At 71.5% G+C, this 17,933-nt stretch carries 17 protein-coding genes; 9 read left to right on the top strand and 8 right to left on the bottom strand.

Features of this window, described 5'->3' with window-relative positions; genetic code table 11:
* Positions 1 to 94 precede the first annotated feature (94 nt).
* Both ACIP6U_RS48385 and ACIP6U_RS48380 read right to left on the bottom strand, forming a co-directional pair.
* Complete coding sequence (locus ACIP6U_RS48385; RefSeq protein WP_401729913.1) at positions 95 to 1,384, bottom strand: deoxyguanosinetriphosphate triphosphohydrolase; 1,290 nt, start codon at positions 1,382 to 1,384, stop codon at positions 95 to 97.
* 61 nt (positions 1,385 to 1,445) lie between these two features.
* The gene (locus ACIP6U_RS48380; protein WP_401729911.1) at positions 1,446 to 2,363 is read right to left on the bottom strand and encodes a sirohydrochlorin chelatase; all 918 of its coding nucleotides are present in this window, start codon (positions 2,361 to 2,363) and stop codon (positions 1,446 to 1,448) included.
* A gap of 213 nt (positions 2,364 to 2,576) precedes the next feature.
* Here ACIP6U_RS48380 and ACIP6U_RS48375 point away from each other — a divergent pair, with 213 nt between their 5' ends.
* Together ACIP6U_RS48375 and ACIP6U_RS48370 are read left to right on the top strand one after the other, a co-directional pair.
* Positions 2,577 to 3,263 carry a vancomycin high temperature exclusion protein gene (locus ACIP6U_RS48375; RefSeq protein ID WP_401729909.1) on the top strand — a complete coding sequence of 229 codons (687 nt, stop codon included), beginning with the start codon at positions 2,577 to 2,579 and terminating at the stop codon, positions 3,261 to 3,263.
* A gap of 22 nt (positions 3,264 to 3,285) precedes the next feature.
* Entirely contained in the window at positions 3,286 to 5,355 is a 2,070-nt protein-coding gene (locus ACIP6U_RS48370; RefSeq protein ID WP_401729907.1) for a glycoside hydrolase family 36 protein, read from the top strand.
* 20 nt (positions 5,356 to 5,375) lie between these two features.
* Here ACIP6U_RS48370 and ACIP6U_RS48365 read toward each other — a convergent pair whose 3' ends face one another.
* Positions 5,376 to 5,795 carry a gamma-glutamylcyclotransferase family protein gene (locus tag ACIP6U_RS48365; protein WP_401729906.1) on the bottom strand — a complete coding sequence of 140 codons (420 nt, stop codon included), beginning with the start codon at positions 5,793 to 5,795 and terminating at the stop codon, positions 5,376 to 5,378.
* 145 nt (positions 5,796 to 5,940) lie between these two features.
* Between ACIP6U_RS48365 and ACIP6U_RS48360 the strand changes: the two genes are divergently transcribed.
* On the top strand, positions 5,941 to 7,590 hold the full coding sequence (locus tag ACIP6U_RS48360) for a M4 family metallopeptidase (protein WP_401729904.1): 1,650 nt from the start codon (positions 5,941 to 5,943) through the stop codon (positions 7,588 to 7,590).
* Positions 7,591 to 7,681: 91 nt separating this feature from the next.
* Here ACIP6U_RS48360 and ACIP6U_RS48355 read toward each other — a convergent pair whose 3' ends face one another.
* Positions 7,682 to 8,311: an NADPH-dependent FMN reductase gene (locus ACIP6U_RS48355; RefSeq protein WP_401729902.1), complete on the bottom strand. Its 630-nt coding sequence runs from the start codon at positions 8,309 to 8,311 to the stop codon at positions 7,682 to 7,684.
* A 290-nt stretch (positions 8,312 to 8,601) separates the two neighbouring features.
* On the opposite strand from ACIP6U_RS48355, the gene ACIP6U_RS48350 reads away from it, so the two are divergent.
* Complete coding sequence (locus ACIP6U_RS48350) at positions 8,602 to 9,123, top strand: hypothetical protein (RefSeq protein WP_401729900.1); 522 nt, start codon at positions 8,602 to 8,604, stop codon at positions 9,121 to 9,123.
* Between the two features lie 199 nt (positions 9,124 to 9,322).
* A complete protein-coding gene (locus ACIP6U_RS48345; RefSeq protein ID WP_401729898.1) occupies positions 9,323 to 9,952 on the top strand; it encodes a class F sortase in 630 nt (209 codons plus the stop codon).
* Between the two features lie 28 nt (positions 9,953 to 9,980).
* On the opposite strand, the gene ACIP6U_RS48340 is transcribed toward ACIP6U_RS48345, so the two are convergent.
* From ACIP6U_RS48340 to ACIP6U_RS48330, 3 genes are all read right to left on the bottom strand, one after another.
* Entirely contained in the window at positions 9,981 to 10,628 is a 648-nt protein-coding gene (locus tag ACIP6U_RS48340) for a LuxR C-terminal-related transcriptional regulator (RefSeq protein ID WP_401729897.1), read from the bottom strand.
* 64 nt (positions 10,629 to 10,692) lie between these two features.
* Entirely contained in the window at positions 10,693 to 12,036 is a 1,344-nt protein-coding gene (locus ACIP6U_RS48335; protein WP_401729895.1) for a sensor histidine kinase, read from the bottom strand.
* 10 nt (positions 12,037 to 12,046) lie between these two features.
* Positions 12,047 to 12,631 (bottom strand): hypothetical protein, encoded by a 585-nt coding sequence (locus ACIP6U_RS48330; RefSeq protein ID WP_401729893.1) that lies wholly within the window; start codon positions 12,629 to 12,631, stop codon positions 12,047 to 12,049.
* Between the two features lie 253 nt (positions 12,632 to 12,884).
* Here ACIP6U_RS48330 and nirB point away from each other — a divergent pair, with 253 nt between their 5' ends.
* The 4 genes from nirB to ACIP6U_RS48310 all read left to right on the top strand — a co-directional run bounded on the left by nirB (position 12,885) and on the right by ACIP6U_RS48310 (position 17,346).
* Entirely contained in the window at positions 12,885 to 15,476 is a 2,592-nt protein-coding gene (gene nirB, locus ACIP6U_RS48325) for a nitrite reductase large subunit NirB (protein ID WP_401729891.1), read from the top strand.
* The gene (gene nirD / locus ACIP6U_RS48320; RefSeq protein ID WP_401729890.1) at positions 15,473 to 15,823 is read left to right on the top strand and encodes a nitrite reductase small subunit NirD; all 351 of its coding nucleotides are present in this window, start codon (positions 15,473 to 15,475) and stop codon (positions 15,821 to 15,823) included. The genes nirB and nirD overlap by 4 nt, the downstream gene beginning before the upstream one ends.
* Before the next feature lie 68 nt (positions 15,824 to 15,891).
* A complete protein-coding gene (locus tag ACIP6U_RS48315) occupies positions 15,892 to 16,476 on the top strand; it encodes a TetR/AcrR family transcriptional regulator (RefSeq protein WP_401729889.1) in 585 nt (194 codons plus the stop codon).
* An 81-nt stretch (positions 16,477 to 16,557) separates the two neighbouring features.
* Positions 16,558 to 17,346, top strand: coding sequence for an SDR family NAD(P)-dependent oxidoreductase (locus tag ACIP6U_RS48310; RefSeq protein ID WP_401729888.1), 789 nt, complete (start codon positions 16,558 to 16,560; stop codon positions 17,344 to 17,346).
* A gap of 106 nt (positions 17,347 to 17,452) precedes the next feature.
* Here ACIP6U_RS48310 and ACIP6U_RS48305 read toward each other — a convergent pair whose 3' ends face one another.
* Positions 17,453 to 17,845: a tyrosine-type recombinase/integrase gene (locus ACIP6U_RS48305; RefSeq protein ID WP_401729887.1), complete on the bottom strand. Its 393-nt coding sequence runs from the start codon at positions 17,843 to 17,845 to the stop codon at positions 17,453 to 17,455.
* Positions 17,846 to 17,933 lie beyond the last annotated feature (88 nt).

Here is a 17,933-nt window from a genome sequence, read left to right as displayed (position 1 = left end):
GCGTCCCGCACGGAGTGTGATGGGGGAAGAGGGAGTGGCCCGATCAGGCCACGGAGGGTCACATTCGGGCGCGATTCACGTCACCCTTTTCTCGTCAGTCTCTCTGGTGCCCCGTCAGACGCGCGTGAAGCGAGCGGGCCGAGGCGTCGGTCAGGGAGGCGATCTGGTCGACGATCACCCGTTTGCGGGCGCGGTCGTCGGCCGCCCGGTCGAACAGGGCGCGGAACTGCGGATCCAGGCCGTCGGGAGCGCGCGCGGTGAGCGCCTGCGCCAGTTCGGCCACCACGATCCGCTGATCGGCCCGCAGCCGCTCCTGCTCGGCCCGCTGCATCACGTACCGGTCGGCGACCGCCTTGAGGACCGCGCACTCCAGCCGTGTCTCGTGGGGTACGACGAGTTCGACGCCGTATCTCGTCAGCCGCCCGGTGCCGTACGCCGCGCGCGTGGCGGACTCGGCGGCCGTGCAGAAGCGGCCGATGAGCTGGCTGGTGGCGTCCTTGAGGCGGGCCTGCGCGACGGCCGAGCCGTCGTAGCCGTGCGGCCACCACTCGGCGTCCTGGAGCCGGTCGAGGGCGGCGGCCAGCTCGGCGGGGTCGGTGTCCGCGGGCACGTACCGCCCTATGGCGACCGCGAAGACCGCCTGCCGCTCCGGCTCCGCGTGCAGGCAGTTGGGGTCGATGTGGCCCGCGTGCAGGCCGTCCTCGACGTCGTGCACGGAGTACGCCACGTCGTCCGACCAGTCCATGACCTGGGCCTCGAACGTGATCCGGGTGCCGGGGGCTTCCTCGCGGACCCAGTCGAAGACGGGCCGGTCGTCCTCGTAGACGCCGAACTTGGGCGACTTGGGGTCGTCGGGGCGGCCGCCGCGCGGCCAGGGGTACTTGGTCGCCGCGTCCAGGGTGGCGCGGGTGAGGTTGAGGCCGACGGAACCCTCGGGGGTGAACCTCTTGGGTTCGATGCGGGTGAGCAGGCGCAGGGACTGGGCGTTGCCCTCGAAGCCGCCGCAGTCGTCGGCGAACTCGTTCAGCGCCTGTTCGCCGTTGTGACCGAACGGGGGGTGGCCGAGGTCGTGGGAGAGACAGGCGGCTTCGACCAGGTCCGGGTCGCAGCCGAGGGCCGCGCCCAGCTCTCGGCCTACCTGGGCGCACTCCAGGGAGTGGGTGAGGCGGGTGCGGGGGCTGGCGTCCCAGGCGGACGAGTTGCGCTCGCCCGGCGTGACGACCTGGGTCTTGCCGGCGAGCCTTCTCAGGGCCGAGGAGTGCAGTACGCGTGCGCGGTCGCGTTGGAAGGCGGTTCGCCCTTGGCGTTTGTCGGGCTCTGCGGCCCAGCGGGCGACTGACGTCGGGTCGTAGCCGGGGGGTGGGGTGTCGTTGTTGCCTTCCATGACTCGACAGTAAGCGGAGGCAGTGACAAATGGGGTGCGCCCCAGCGTCTGCGGGGTGCGGTTATATGGCGAGTGCGGGCTGGTTGTGGCTGGTCGCGCAGTTCCCCGCGCCCCTGAGGTCGGGCAGCGGCACCTGCGTTGACCATGCCTGGTCGTAGCGGTGGAGCAACAGGTTGGCCATCGCGGAGTGCGTTCCCAGTGGAGCCGAGGCGATCCACGGGGCCCGCTCCGCGCACTCCCTCGCGAAGCGGCCCGGGGCCGTGAAGTACGACGCTACGGCTACTCGCCGGCGGCCCTGGGCGGCCAGCGTCGCCAGAGCATCCGGGAGCGTCGGGGCTGCGGTGCTCGCGTAGGCGGGGAGGACGGGGACGCCCAGACGGTCGGCCAGGAGCGCGGCCGTGTGGTTCGTGTCGGTCTGGGAGTCCGGGTCGCGGGAGCCTGCCGCGGCGAGGACCACGGCGCTCGTGCGGCGAGTGGCCGCGTCCATGCGCATGCGCCAGCCCGCCTCGACCAGGCGGGCCTGGAGGGCGTCCACCAGGAGGGGGTGCGGGCCGAGGGGCGCGGCCACACGCGTGCGTGCCTCTGCTTCGGCGGCCATCTCGGGGATGTCCCGCTTGACGTGGTAGCCGCGGCTGAGGAGGAGCGGGACGAGGACCGCCCGCGCGGTGCCGAGGGCGGCGAGCGTGTCGGGGAGCGGGGGCTCGTTCAGTTCGATGTGGCCGAGGTGGACGGACAGGCCCGGGCGCAGGGCGCGGACGCGGTCCAGGAGCGTGCGTACGGTGCTCAGCGCACGCGGGTCGCGGCTGCCGTGGGCGACGACGACGAGCGCCGGGACCGCGGGCCGCGGGCGCCGGCTGCCGTCGAGGGCGACCAGGCTGAGCTGGCTGGCGAGTTGGCTGCCGATCCGGTTCATGAGGTGCGCCGTACTGTCGAGGTGGGCGGGCGTGGACTCGTCGCGCTGAGGGTTCGACGGCGTCATGGACCGATGGTGGCGGTACGAGGTTGCCGTCCCGTTGCACCGGAATGACGCGTCTTTTCGGGGCGTTCACGGTGGGGTGCAGGGGGTCTGTGAGGTGACGTGACCTGGAGTTTCGCCTCCCGTAGTGAACCTGGTCACGTGCCGGGTGCCGAACCGTACGGCCTGACAGGACGTCTCTGAGTGTCCAGCGACCGACCGGAAAGGGGCCGTGCGATGCGCCGACCGAAGCTCCGCCGTCCACGTCTGCCACGCACGCGTGCCGGGCAGCGGCGGCTGGTGCAGGCCGTGATGGCCGGCTGCGTGCTGGCGCTGCTTCCGTCGACCTGGATGTACGTCGTGACGGGCGACCGGCTGCGCACGATCGCGGACGTGCCCCGCACCGAGGTCGCGGTCGTCTTCGGCGCGGGCCTGTGGGACGGCGAGCCGTCGCCGTACCTCGCCCACCGCCTCGACGCGGCGGCGAAGCTGTACCGCGCGGGCCGCATCGAGGTCGTCCTCGTCACCGGCGACAACAGCCGCAAGGACTACGACGAGCCCGACGCCATGCGGACGTACCTGACGGAACACGGCGTACCGGACGCGCGGATCGTCAGCGACTACGCCGGTTTCGACACCTGGGACTCCTGCGTCCGCGCCAAGAAGATCTTCGGTGTGGACAAGGCCGTACTGATCAGCCAGGGCTTCCACATCCGGCGGGCGGTCGCGCTCTGCCAGGCGGCGGGCGTGACGTCGTACGGCGTCGGGGTGGACGCCAAGCACGACGTGACCTGGTACTACGGCGGCACGCGGGAGATTCTCGCGGCGGGGAAGGCGGCGCTGGACGCGGTGTTCGAGCCGGATCCGCGGTTCCTCGGGCCGAAGGAGGCCGGGGTGAAGCGGGCGTTGACCGGGGCCCGGTGAGCCGCGCTCTAGGCTTGGCGGGGTGAACGATCACGAGTTCGGTTACCGCTGGGGCCATTCCGCGCTCCTCCTCGACCTCGACTTCGGCGAGGAGTCGAGCGCGTTGCTGCGGGTGTCCCGACCCGGTGACCCGACGCCGACCGTGACGGGCCTCCCGCTCGTCGACGTGACCCTCATGGGTGCGGGCACCGGCTGGTCGGGGCCGCGTTTCAGGGGTACGGCGCTGGGGGCGCGGCTGCGGTACCGCGGGCACCGGGCGACCTACGGCGACGGGTGGCATCACCTGACCGTCGAACTGGACGATCCGCAGAGCGGGTTGAGGGTGTTCGCCGAGTACGCGTCGCCGGACGGGGTGGCGGTGCTGCGCTCGCGGGTACGGGTGCGCAATGAGGGCGACGCGGCGGTGACGGTCCGTTCCGTCGGCAGTCTGCTGCTCGGCGGACTGCCCTCCCCCGACGTGCTGGACGCACACCGGGCCCGCAACGACTGGCTCGCCGAATGCCGTTGGTACGCCGAGCCGTTGCGGGCGTCGGTGCCGGACATCGGGCGGGACGTGCACGAGCACGACTCGCGGGCCGCGCTGCGGCTGACCGGGCGGGGCAGCTGGCCGACCGACGGTCATCTGGCGATGGGCGCGCTCACCGACCGTACGGACGGGCGGTGTTGGCTGTGGCAGGTGGAGTCGGCAGCGGGCTGGGCGTGGGACGCGGGCGAGGCGCCGGCGGGGCGTACGTACGTGGGGCTGAGCGGGCCGACGTACGACGAGCACGGCTGGAGTCAAGAGCTGGGCCCCGGCGAGGAGTTCGCGTCGGAGTACGCGGCACTCGCGCTGGGGGACGGGTTCGACGGGGCGCTGGGCGCGCTCACGGAGTACCGCCGCCGGGTGCGCCGACCGCATCCGGATCACGACCGACTCCCGGTCGTCTTCAACGACTACATGAACACCCTGATGGGCGACCCCACCACCGAGAAGCTGCTCCCGCTGATCGACGCGGCGGCCGCTGCGGGCGCGGAGTACTTCTGCGTGGACGCCGGCTGGTACGACGACTCGGCCGACGGTGGTTGGTGGGACAGCGTGGGGGCCTGGCAGCCGTCGGGGCGGCGCTTCCCCGGGGGTATCCAGGAGGTGCTGGGGCGGATTCGGGAGCGCGGGATGGTGGCGGGGGTGTGGCTGGAGCCGGAGGTGGTGGGCGTCCGGAGTCAGGTGGTGAATGTACTGCCGGATGCCGCGTTCCTGCGTCACGCAGACGGCAGTCGCGTCACCGAACAGGGCCGTCACCAACTGGACTTGACCCACCCCGCGGCCCGCGCGCACCTCGACGCCGCCGTCGACCGGATCGTCGGCGAGTGGGGCGTGGGCTACCTGAAGCTGGACTACAACATCACGACGTCGGCGCCGGGGCTGCTGGATCACACACGGGCGTGGCGGGCCTGGTTGGCATCCGTGCTGGACCGGTACCCGACCCTGGTCGTCGAGAACTGCGCGTCCGGCGGCATGCGCATGGACGGCGCGTCCCTGTCCGTCACCCAACTCCAGTCGACCTCCGACCAGCAGGATCCGGTCCGCTACCCACCGATCGCGGCGGCGGCGCCGACGGTGGTGCCGCCGGAGCAGGGGGCGGTGTGGGCGTACCCGCAACCGTCCTTCTCCGACGCGGAGATCGGCTTCACGCTCGGCACGGCGATGCTGGGGCGGGTCCATCTGTCCGGCCATCTGGACCGGATGACGGAGCGTCAGCTGGGGCTGGTGCGGGAGGCGGTGGCGACGTACAAGGCGATTCGGGGCGACCTGCGCACGGCGGTGCCGTTCTGGCCGTTGGGGCTGCCGGGTTGGACGGACGAGTGGATCGCGGTGGGGTTGCGGGCGCCGGTGGAGGGGGCCGCGTATGTGTCGGTGTGGCGCAGGGGTGGGGGAGGCGGCGACGGGGTCGAACTGGTGCTTCCGGTAGGGCATTTGGCGGGGCAGGCGGACGTACGGACCGAGGTTCTGCACGCGACCGACACCGGGGTGGCCGTGGCGTGGGACGAGGGGGCGGGCCTTCGGGTGACGATGGAGTCGGCACCGGCGATGGCGCTGGTCAGGCTCATCTGACCCGACTCACCTGATCCGCCTCATCTGATCCACCAGTCGCCGCTTTCGATCAACTTCCCGTGGGTGCGCAGGTTTTCGGCGACGGGTGCTGCGGCGACGTACACCCAGGCCAGGACTCCGACCCTTCCCCCGCCCTCTTCCTCGCACCGCACCTCGCGGGCCACGCGCTCGTAGAGGTTGCTCGGGTCGCCCGGCGCGTACTCCTCCAAGCGGTCCAGGGCGGCGAGCAGTTCCTCGTAGTGGTCCGGGAGGGCGGTCACCAACTCCCCGTACACGACCCCGCCCGGCGCCTCCACGGCGTATGGGTAGCCGGGGCCGTCGTAGAGGACCGCGCCGGTCAGGCGGGCGGGGGTCTCGGAGCGGGTGCGGGCGCGCAGGAACAGGTCGTGGTTGACCTCGCCGGGGCGCAGGGTGCCGTAGACGAAGAAGGGGAGGCTCACAGAAAGATTCTCTCTCCCCACGCACTTCCTCACATTCTTCCGCAGACGCGGTATGGACATGACATCCCCGGGCTTCTTAAATCTTGGTCAGCACCAGCGCGCACCTCCCCCACACGCGCCCGTTGGCGCCTTCCCGAGGAGATCGATGAGCCCGATACGCCAGCACCTCCGAGGTTCCCGTCGTCTCGCCACCGCAGGAGTGGCGGTCACCACCGCGACCCTTCTGGCCGCCGCGCTCTCCCCCGGCGCCGAGGCGGCCGACAGACCGACCAGGGCCACCGCGATCGACAACGCCGTGTCCGCGCTCGTCGCGCACGCGTCGGCGCTCGGACTCGACTCGACGCAGAGCACGTCGGTCCGGGACGTGATCGTCGACAAGGACGGCACACAGCACGTCCGTTACGACCGGACGTACCGTCAGCTCCCGGTCCTGGGCGGCGACTTCGTGGTCCACCTGGCGGCGGACGGGACGTACCGCAGCGCGAACCGGGCGACGAAGAGCCGAATATCACTGCCCTCGATCACCCCCTCGGTGTCGGCCCCGAAGGCCGCCGATCTCGCGACGAACGCCCTGCGGGCCGCGAACCTGGGCGAGGCGCTGAAGAAGCTGACGGCCAAGCCCCAGCTGGTGGTCGACGCCCTGCACGGCACGCCGAAACTGGCCTGGCGCACCAACGTGGTGGCCCTGGACTCCCTCGGCAACCCCGTCGCGCGCACGGTGATCACCGACGCGCGCAGCGGCGCGCAGATCGACGCGTGGGACAGCATCGAGACGGCGAGCGGGGACGGGCAGTCGCTGTACGGCGGGACGGTGCCGTTGGAGACGACGGTGTCCGGGACGACGTACCAGCTCAAGGACCCCAACCGGGGGAACACGTACACCGGGGACGCGGCGAACAAGACCGACCTGTGCATCTTCGGTATCTGCATCGTGCGGGCGCCGTCCACGGTCTTCACCGACGCAGACAACCACTGGGGCACGGGGGCGACTTCGGACCGCGCGTCGGCGGCGGTGGACGCGCAGTACGGGACCAACGAGACGTGGGACTACTACAAGAACGTCCACGGCCGGAACGGCATCGCGGGCGACGGCAAGGGCTCGTACAACCGGGTGCACTACGGCACCAACTACAACAACGCGTTCTGGGACGACAGTTGCTTCTGCATGACGTACGGCGACGGTGACGGGACGACGTTCGGGCCGCTGGTGGCGCTGGACGTGGCCGGCCACGAGATGACCCACGGCGTCACGTCCAAGACCGCCGCGCTGACGTACTCCGGCGAGTCCGGCGGTCTGAACGAGGCCACGTCCGACATCCTCGGCACGATGGTCGAGTGGTACGCCAACAACCCCTCCGACAAGGGCGACTACCTGATCGGCGAGAAGATCGTCCGCTCCGGCTTCGGCAAGGCGGCCCTGCGCTTCATGGACAAGCCGTCGAAGGACGGCAACTCGGCGGACTCCTGGAGCAGTTCGGTCGGCAACCTCGACGTCCACTACTCCTCGGGCGTGGCCAACCACTTCGCGTACCTCCTGGCGGAGGGCAGCGGCGCGAAGACCATCAACGGCGTCGACTACAACTCCCCGACCTCCAACGGCTCCACCCTCACGGGCATCGGCCACGACAAGGTCGGCGCGATCTGGTACCGGGCGTTGACGGTCTACATGACGTCGTCGACGAACTACGCGGGGGCGAGGACGGCCACGCTGAACGCGGCCAGGGATCTTTATGGGGCGGGGAGTTTGGAGTATGGGGCTGTGGGGGCGGCTTGGAGTGCGGTGAACGTGAACTGATGCCGCGTACGTGAAGAAGGCCGGTGCCTCCCCACGCGGGCACCGGCCTTTTCGCATCGCCCTCGCTCGGGCGACCCCGAACCCTCCGGAGCTATCCGGCGTACGGCCGCACCGCCCGCGCCTCCCTCAACGCCCGCCCCCACCACACCAGTTGATCCAGCATCACCTTGGCCGCGGCATCCGGGCCCGCCGGGTCCTTCAGGCGGCCCTCGTCGAAGGACGTGCCCGCGTTGTGGAAGGAGACGGTGTCGCGGATCGTCACCGCGTGGAGTTCGGCGAAGACCTGGCGGAGGTGTTCGGCGGCGCGGAGGCCGCCCGCGAGGCCGCCGTAGGAGACGAGGGCGACGGGCTTGGCGCGCCACTCGGTGTAGTGCCAGTCGATGAGGTTCTTGAGGCCGGCCGGGAAGGAGTGGTTGTACTCGGGGGTGAGGACGACGAACGCGTCGGCGGCCGCCAGCCTCGGGGTGACCGAGGAGCGGGCGGCGAGCGCCGCGGCGCTGGGTTCGAAGGTCGTGGGCAGGTCGGCCTCCGCCACATCCATGATCTCGGGGTCCAGGTCGTCGTGGTCGCGCATGCGGTCCAGGAGCCAGTCGGCGACGACCGGGCCGAAGCGGCCATGGCGGTTGCTGCCCAGGACGAGGGTGACGGCGAGGGGGGAGGCGTCGGCGGAGGGGTGGGCGGTGAGGGGCTCGGTAGTGGTTCGTGTCTCTGTGGTCTGCATGCGGAGAGCCTCGTACCTCAATCATTGTTGAGGTCAAGCGGACGTGGTCGCGAAAGTGCCCACGCGTCGGGTCACCCGTTCACACGCGCGCTCTGCGCCCTTCGGGTTCTCTTCCGCCCCGCCCCCGCGCCACCTCGGTGACCTGCTGAAATGCCAGGCAGCCAGGCCCGCTTTACACCGCTTCACCACCCATTCACCGCATTTCTGACACACCCTCAGGAAGCGCGCTCGGCCCGCTGGCACTTACCTCGGAAGGGCAGGGGACACCGAAGAAGCTCTAGGGAGCACCGATGCGACGTACCGCCCGACTGCTGACCGGTACCGCGCTCGCCGTCGCGGCCGCCGGTCTCGTCGCCGCGCCGGCCCACGGCGTCGGCGGCGGCAGCCTGGAGGTGTACCCCTCCTCGGCCGTGCCGGGCGATCAGGTCACCGTCAACACCGCGGCCTGCGGCGAGGGCGGTACCGCGGCGGGCGACGCCAGCGCGGTGGGCGCCGGTGCCTTCACGCTGGCGCCGAGCGCGCACGAGGGCGACGCGATCGGGCAGTTCAGGGTGCCGCCGAGCGCGCAGCAGGGGACGTACGAGATCGTCGCGGAGTGTGCGGAGGACGGGCGGCAGGTCTCGGGCGACCTGGTGGTCACGCTGACCCCGGTCCGGGGGCAGGTGCACCCGAGAGGAAGCGTCAAGACGGGGGTCGGCGGCGCACTGGGCCCCGATCCCGTACAGACCGCGGCCGGCGTGGCGGCTCTCGCCGTCGCCGCCGCGGGCGGTACCTGGCTCCTGCATCGCCGGGCGAGAGGCGACGGGATCTGACGGACACCCTCCGCTGTCCGTTCGCCGGTACCGCAAGTCCCTCCCCCTCCGGGTCCGACGCCCCTCGCGGCCCGGAGGGGGACCGGGGTCCCATCCAGGCAGAAGCCCGCTCCCGCGGCGACCGCGCAGCGGCCCGCGGGCAGCGGTCAGCAGGTCGCCCCACCGGGCAGGAGACCGCTCCGGCAGGCAGGAGGCTCGCGTGCGCAGGTTCAGCAACGCCCTCATAGGGACCGTCACCGTGGTCGCGCTCTGCACGGGCGCGTGGCTGCTCGACAGCGGCACCGGCAACGCCCCGCCGCAGCCGTCGGCCGCGCAGGGCCACGCCGCGCGCACCGGCCAGCAGGGCCAACGGCCCGCCGCGCCCGCGCTGCCGCCCTCCCCGCCCGACCGCATCCGCATCCCGTCGATCCGCGTGGACGCCCCCCTCATGGGCCTCGCCCTCACCCCGACCGGCAGCCTCGACGTACCGCCCGCCGAGAAGCCGAATCTCGCGGGCTGGTACGAGGCCGGCACCGCCCCCGGTGAACGCGGCACGGCCGTCGTCGCCGGCCACGTCGACAACGCCGACGGTCCCGCCGTCTTCTACGACCTCGGCGCCCTGAAGAAGGGCGGCACCGTCGAGGTGGACCGGCGCGACGGGAGCGTGGCCGTGTTCACGGTGGACGCGGTGGAGGTCTACGAGGCGAAGAACTTCCCCGACGAGAAGGTGTACGGCGCCGCCGCGCGCCCCGAGCTGCGGGTCATCACCTGCGGGGGCGGGTATTCGCGAAGTACGGGCTATCAGGGCAACGTGGTCGTGTTCGCCCATCTGACCGGCAGTCACCAGTAGCGCGGGCCTCGGTCACTCGGTCGCTCCCTCACGACGTGCTCTCCAAGTACCGCAGTACCGCCAGCACCCGCCGATGTCCCGTGTCCGACGGGGGCAGGTCGAGCTTGGTGAAGATATTGGCCACGTGTTTCTCCACGGCCCGTTCGGAGACCGTGAGGGTCGTGGCCACGGCGTGGTTGGTGCGGCCCTCCGCCATCAGAGCCAGGACCTCACGCTCTCGTGGGGTGAGGGTGTCCAGGGCCGTGGTGCGGCGGCTCGCGCCGAAGAGCTGGGCGACGACCTCGGGGTCCAGCGCGGTGCCGCCGGCCTTGATGCGCTCCAGGGCGTCCACGAACTCCCCGATGTCGGCGACCCGTTCCTTGAGGAGGTAACCGAACCCGGCCGGGTTCGCGAGCAGTTGGGTCGCGTGCGCCGTCTCCACGTACTGGGAGAAGAGGAGAACTCCCGTGCCGGGGCGCTCCGTTCGGATGCGTACGGCCGCTCGTACGCCCTCGTCGGTCTGGGTCGGGGGCAGACGGATGTCGACGACGGCGACGTCGGGGGCGTGTTCGGCGACGGCGACGAGGAGGGTCTCGGCGTCCCCGACGGCCGCGGCCACCTCGACCCCGCGCAGCTCCAGCAACTGCGCCAGCCCGTCGCGCAGCAGGGCCGAGTCCTCGGCGATGACGACGCGCATTCCACTCCCGTCACATGGGTGACCCGGCGCACCCGGTTCACCTGGGCAACTCGCTTCACCCGGCTCACATGGGCAGTTCGACGGTGACCACCGTAGGCCCTCCGGGCGGGCTGTCGCAGGTCAGCGTGCCGTCCACGGTACGGACGCGGGCGAGCAGGCCGGTGAGTCCGGAGCCGGCCCCGATCACCGCGCCGCCCCGGCCGTCGTCGGTGACGCGCAGCCGCACCAGGCCGTCGCGGGCGGTGACGGTCACGCCGACCGCGTCCGCGTGGCTGTGCTTGGCGGCGTTGGTCAGGAGTTCGGCGGCGCAGAAGTAGGCGATGGACTCGACGGCCTGGCTCGGGCGGGCGGGGATGTCGGTGGTGAGGTCGACGGGGAGCGCGGTGTCGGCGACGAGGCCGGCGAGGGCCGCCGGGAGGCCCTGGTCGAGTACGGGGGGATGGATGCCCTTGACCAGGTGGCGCAGGTCGGCGATGGCCTGGGTGGCGTTGCCCTGCGCGGTGTCGACGACGGTGAGGACCCGGTCGGGGGCCGCGTCGGCGCTGATCAGTTCGCGGATGATGGTGAGGTGCATGGTGAGGCCGACCAGGCGAGCCTGGGTGCCGTCGTGCAGGTCGCGCTCGATGCGGCGCAGGGTCGCGGCGGCGTCGTCGACGGCCTGGGCGCGGGTCTCCTCCAGCGTGCGGATGCGGCGGTCGGCGGCGTCGGTGCCGAGGAGCCCGGTCAACAGGGCGCGGTGCGGTGTGAGCGCGTGTCGCAGGAGGTGCGGGGCGACGGCGAGCAGCAGCAGACCGAGTGTGAACGGGATCAACCAGCGCGGCCAGCTGTCCACCTGGTAACCGAAGAACTCCAGCGATACGTGGGTCACGGTGCCGTCGGGGTGGTGGACGGTGTTGTAGTTCAGGCGGCTGAGGACCGGGTGGAGTGTGAGCAGGACGCCGTAGACGTATCCGATGACGACAGCGACGTACGCCAAAACGCCTGTGAACGGAGTCAACAGGGCGCAGCCCACGGCCCGCCACCCCGACCGCTCCCCCAGCAGCGCCCGCCGCCACGCGAACACCCCGCCGCCCCGCTCCACCGGCGGCTCCTCGATCTCCACCCCGAGCAGCCGCCGGGCAAGCCCCCGCTGCACCGCCCCCAGCACCAGCGCACCCCGCACCGTCCCGGCCACCAGCCACAGCCCCAGCGTCGTCACCGACAGCACCCCGCCCACCGCGAGCCCGAACAGCGTCAGCACGAAGCCGACCAGCGCGAGCGGGAAGGCGATGACGCCGTAGAGGACAGCGGCGAGGGCGCGGCGGCCGAAGGTGGCGGCGGCGAGGGAGGCGAGGGTGCGGGGGCGGAGGGACCGGAGGCGGAAGGAGCCGCCGCGGAGGGAGCGGACGCGGTCGTAGAGGCGGTTCACGGCGTTCAACCTAGGCGAGGAAGCGATGGGCGAGCCGGAGCTGGAGGGCGGTCAGGCCGCGTCCGATCCACGGCATGAGCAGCAGGAAGCCGATCCCGCCGAGGAGCGCGTGGAACGCCCACGCGCCGGCGAAGGTGGGGCCGCCCCACGCCCCGGAGTAGTCGTCGCCCGCGCGCAGGGGCCAGCCGAGGTTCATGGGGACGATGAGCCAGCCGTAGACGGTGACGAAGAGGGTGAGCAGGTTCAGCGGCAACGAGACGAGGGCGTGGGCGAGCCCGCTCCTGGCTCCGCCGCGCACATCGCTTACGGTCCCCTCCGTGTCCTCCCTCAGCACCCGCCGCATCACCGCCCGCTGCCAGCGTCCCGCCGGCGCCCCGACCAAGGCGAGCGGGATGCTCGCCAGACTTATCGGCAGGGCCACCACGCCATAGGCGAAGCGGCGCCAGGTGCCTGCGGTGAAGGGCTCGCGCAGGACGCGTCGGACGCGGATACCGGCGGGGGTGCGGGGGTGGTCGGCGGTGGTGCGGGGGTGGTCGGCGATGGTGCGGGTGTGGTCGGCGATGGTGCGGGGCGGGATCTCACGGGTGGTGGTCATGGCATCAAGACTCGCCGCCGACCTGGTCGCGGGCGATGGTGCGAGTACGGAACCCGGGGGTTCGGCCAGCCCCACCCCGGCGCCCCGGGCGTGCCCGCCGCACAGCACGCCCCCGGGCGTGCCCGCCTCACAGCACGCCCCCGCCCCACCCCCCGAACCCTCACACCCTCCCCCCGCCCCCGCTGAGGGCAGCGTTCCTCGCGGGAAACAGGTGTGATGCGGTCGGGTAACACCGGCGTCGCAGGCTCCTGGCATGACCTCGAATCCGCGTGTGGTGCCCACCATCGTGCTGGTCGGCCATGGCATGGTCGGTCAGCGCTTCCTCGAAGCGCTCGCCGAGCGCGGCCTGACCGCCACGCACCGCGTGGTCGTGCTGTGCGAGGAACCGCGTCCGGCGTACGACCGCGTCCAGCTCACCTCGTACTTCTCGGGCCGCACGCCCGAGGAACTGTCGCTCACGGACGCGGAGTTCATCAAGGACCACGGGATCGAGCTGTACGTCGGCGACCCGGCGGAGACGATCGACCGGGCGGCCAGGACTGTAACCGCCCGCTCCGGGCTGACAGTTGAGTACGACACGCTCGTCCTCGCCACCGGCTCGTATCCGTTCGTTCCTCCCGTGCCCAACAAGGACGCCGAAGGCTGCTTCGTCTACCGCACGATCGAGGACCTCCTCGCGATCGAGGCGTACGCGAAGTCGAGGGCGACGACCGGTGCCGTGGTCGGCGGCGGTCTGCTGGGCTTGGAGGCCGCGGGCGCGCTGAAGGGGCTCGGACTCACCAGCCACATCGTGGAGTTCGCGCCGCGCCTGATGCCGGTGCAGGTCGACGAGGGCGGCGGCGCCGCGCTCCTGCGCACCATCGAGGACATGGGCCTGACCGTCCACACAGGCGTGGGCACGCAGGAGATCGTGACCGACGCGGACGGCGCGGTCACCGGCATGAAGCTCTCGGACGGTTCCGAACTCGCCACGGACCTGGTGGTGTTCAGCGCCGGTGTCCGTCCCCGCGACCAGCTCGCCCGGGACTGCGGTCTGACGGTCGGCGAGCGCGGTGGCATCACGGTCGACGAGCAATGCCGTACGGTCGCCGACCCGCACGTCTTCGCGATCGGCGAGTGCGCGCTGGCGGCGGACGGCCGGGTGTACGGCCTGGTGGCGCCCGGCTACGAGCAGGCGGAGACGGTCGCGGCGACCATCGCCCGGGACGAATCGGCGTTCACCGGGGCCGACCTGTCCACCAAGCTGAAGCTGCTCGGCGTGGACGTGGCGTCCTTCGGAGACGCGCACGGCACCGCCGAGGACTGCCTGGACGTCGTGTACTCCGACGCCCGCGCGGGCCTGTACAAGAAGCTGGTCATCGCCCGGGACGGCACGCTGCTCGGCGGCATCCTGATCGGCGACGCGGACGCGTACGGCACCCTGCGCGCGTTCACCGGCTCGGTCCCGCCGGTCGCCCCCGAGTCGCTGGTCCTGCCCGCCGGCGAGTCGGTCCAACTCGGGCCGTCCGCACTGCCGGACGAGGCGATCGTCTGCTCCTGCCACAACGTCTCCAAGGGCACGATCCGGGGCGCGGTGACGGAACACTCCTGCACGACCGTGCCCGAGGTGAAGAAGTGCACCAAGGCCGGTACGGGCTGCGGGAGTTGCGTCAAGGTACTCGGCCAGCTCGTCACCGCCGAACTGGAGGCGAGCGGCGTCGAGGTCGACAAGGGCCTGTGCGGCTGCTTCGCCCAGACCCGCGAGGAGCTCTACGAGATCGTCCTCGCCCTGCGCGTCAACTCCTTCCAGGACCTGCTCGACCGCTACGGCCGCGAGGGCGCCCGGGGCGGCGACGGCTGCGAGACCTGCAAGCCGACCGTCGCCTCGATCATCGCGTCCCTCGCCCCGACGATCGGCGCGAGCGGCTACGTCCTGGACGGCGAACAGGCGGCCCTCCAGGACAGCAACGACCACTTCCTCGCCAACCTCCAGAAGAACGGCTCGTACTCGGTCGTACCGCGTATCCCCGGCGGTGAGATCACCCCCGAGAAGCTCATCGTGATCGGCGAGGTGGCCCGGGACTTCGGGCTCTACACGAAGATCACCGGCGGCCAGCGGATCGACCTGTTCGGCGCCCGGGTCGAGCAACTCCCGCTGATCTGGGCCCGGTTGGTGGACGCGGGCTTCGAGTCGGGGCACGCCTACGGAAAGGCCCTGCGCACGGTGAAGTCCTGCGTCGGCCAGACCTGGTGCCGCTACGGCGTCCAGGACTCGGTCCGCATGGCGATCGACCTGGAGCTGCGCTACCGGGGCCTGCGCTCCCCGCACAAGCTCAAGTCGGCGGTCTCCGGCTGCGCCCGCGAGTGCGCGGAGGCCCAGTCGAAGGACTTCGGCGTGATCGCCACCGCGAGCGGCTGGAACCTCTACGTCGGCGGCAACGGCGGCGCGACCCCGCGCCACGCGGACCTGCTGGCCCAGGACCTGACCGACGCCGAGCTGATCCGCCTGATCGACCGTTTCCTGATGTTCTACATCCGCACCGCCGACCGCCTGGAGCGCACAAGCGTGTGGCTGGAGCGGATCCCGGGCGGCCTGGACCACATCCGCGAGGTGGTCGTGGAGGACTCGCTCGGCATCTGCGAGGAGTTGGAGTCGCTGATGGCGGCCCACGTCTCGAACTACGCCGACGAGTGGGCGACCACCATCAACGACCCCGAGAAGCTGGGCCGGTTCGTGTCCTTCGTGAACGCCCCCGACACCCCCGACCCGGTCGTCGGCTTCGTCCCCGAGCGCGACCAGATCAAGCCCGACCTGCCGCTGCTCACCATCGGCCACCGTCCCCTGGAAGGAAGCGCCCAGCGATGACCCTGGCACCCGAGACGACCGACCTGAAGGTCCAACTCCGGCTGGACACCGACTGGTTCACGGTCTGCGACCTCACCGCGCTGACCCCGGGCCGCGGGGTGGCGGCCCTCCTCCCCGACGGCCGCCAGGTGGCCCTCTTCCGCGACCGCGACGGCACCCTGTACGCGATCGACAACCGCGACCCGTTCAACGGCGCCGCGGTCCTCTCCCGCGGCCTCACCGGCACCCACCAGAGCCGCCCGTTCGTCGCCTCCCCGCTGCTGAAACAGCGGTTCGACCTGCTGAGCGGGCACTGCCTGGACGACGAGTCGGTGCGGGTGGCGACGTACGAGGTGCGGACGACCTGACGGGAGAACGGTCGAGGCCGGCCGAACCTTTCTTGACCGATCGTTCCGCACAGTCCTACCCTCCCCCTATGGCCAGGACCAAGGAATTCGACCCCGACGCCGCACTCCAGTCCGCCCTGGAACTGTTCTGGCGGCGCGGCTACGAGGCCACGTCGATGTCCGACCTGGTCGAACACCTGGGCATCGGCCGAGCCAGCCTCTACGCCACCTTCGGCAGCAAGCACGAGCTGTACCTGAAGGCGCTGGACCGCTACGACCGGGCCGGACTTCCGCCGATCGTGCGGGAGTTGGCCCAGCCGGGCCCCGCACTGCCGGCCGTACGGGCGGTCGTACGGCGGTACGCGACGGAGGCCGGCGACGAGCAACTGCGCCTGAACGGCTGCCTGGTGACCAACACGGCGGCCGAACTCGCCCCGCACGACCCGGTCGCGGCCCGGCGCGTGGAGCGCAACTGGGACCAGCTGGAGACCGTACTGCACTCGGCGCTCGTCCGCGCGCAGGCCCAGGACGAACTGCCCGCCGACCGCGACCCGCTCACCCTCGCCCGCATGCTGCTGGTGCTGATGCAGGGGCTGCGGGTGGTCGGCAAGGCGTCGGCGGACCCGGCCCGGGTGCGGGACGCGGCGGAACAGGCCCTGCGGTTGCTGGACTGATCCACACCACCGGTCTCTTGCCCGGAGGGGCCTTTCTTACGCCCATATACTGAACCGATCGGTCAAGAAACAGGGGAGATCATGGCCACCACCCATCTCACCGGCAGGACGGCCCGCTTCACCGGCCGGACGGCCCTCGTCACCGGTGCCGGCTCCGGAATCGGCCGTGGCGTCGCCCTCGCGTTCGCCGCCGAGGGAGCGAACGTCGTCGTGGCCGGGCGACGCCGCGAACCCCTCGACGAGACCGTCCGGTTGGTGGAAGCGGCCGGCGGCAAGGCCCTCGCCGTGACCGCCGACGTGTCGCACGCGCCCGACACCGAGGCCCTGGTCCGCGCCGCCGTCGACCGCTTCGGCTCCCTCGACGTGGCGGTCAACAACGCGGGCGTCCACCGGGGCGGCGCCCCGCTCGCCGACCTGTCCGAGGAGGACTGGCAGGCTCAACTGGACGCCAACGTCACCGGCGTGTTCCTGGCGCTCCGGGCGGAGATCCGGCAGATGCGGACCCAGCCGTCCGGCGGCGCGATCGTGAACATCGCCTCCGTCTTCGGCGTCCACGCCCGCCGCCCCGGCGCCGCCGCCTACTCCGCCACCAAGGCCGCCGTCTCCGTCCTCACCAGGGGCGCCGCCCTCGACCACATCCACGAGGGCGTCCGCATCAACGCGGTCAGCCCCGGCGCCACCGCCACCCCCATGTCCTTCCGCCCCGGCGAGACGGAGGGCGACCGGGCCGAGCGCGCCCGGGCCACCCTCCCCCTGGGCCGTATCTCGGAGACCGCCGAAGTGGCCGCCGCCGTCCTCTACTTGGCCTCGGACGACGCGGCGTCCGTCGTCGGCACGGACCTGGTGGTGGACAGCGGCGCGACGGCCTGACCGCCCGGGTGGCAGGGCACGCCAGAGGGGCGGCACCCCCGCACAGGGTGCAAGACCAACCCCCTGACCAGGGGGTTAGGGGTCTGCCGCCCCTTGCAGGGCACTCTCAGGGCACATCGTTCAGCGCGGACTCCATCATGTCGGCAGTCCGGTCCTCCTCCGCCTCCCACAGATGGGTGTAGACGTTCAGCGTGATCGACGGCTTGGCGTGACCGAGCCTCATCTGTACCTGCTTCGGTGTCGCCCCGTTCTTGATCAGCACTGAGGCGTAGAAGTGACGCAGATCGTGAAGCGTCGTGCCCTCGGGGACACGGACCTTGCTGCCTGACTTCTTCAGGTAGGTGTTCGCACGCTTGACGTTCCGGGCCCACACTTTCGACCAACTCCCGCGTCGGATCGCTCCGCCGGTCTCGCTGGTGTACAGCAGCCGAGCATGGCGCCATACGGGCTTCCTGGGGTTCGTCCGATCCTCGATGTACACGACCTGGGGCGGGGTCACGTCCGCTGGAGTGGTGTATTGACGGCCACTAGGTGATCTCGTCTTTGAGGCTATGCGGTGAGTTCGGTGGGCATGACGGTCTCGTCGG

Origin of the sequence: Streptomyces sp. NPDC088794 (assembly GCF_044750545.1) — a bacterium.
Lineage (GTDB): Bacteria > Actinomycetota > Actinomycetes > Streptomycetales > Streptomycetaceae > Streptomyces.
Note: the sequence above shows the minus strand (reverse complement) of the source record. Positions and strands in the feature narration are given on the sequence as shown.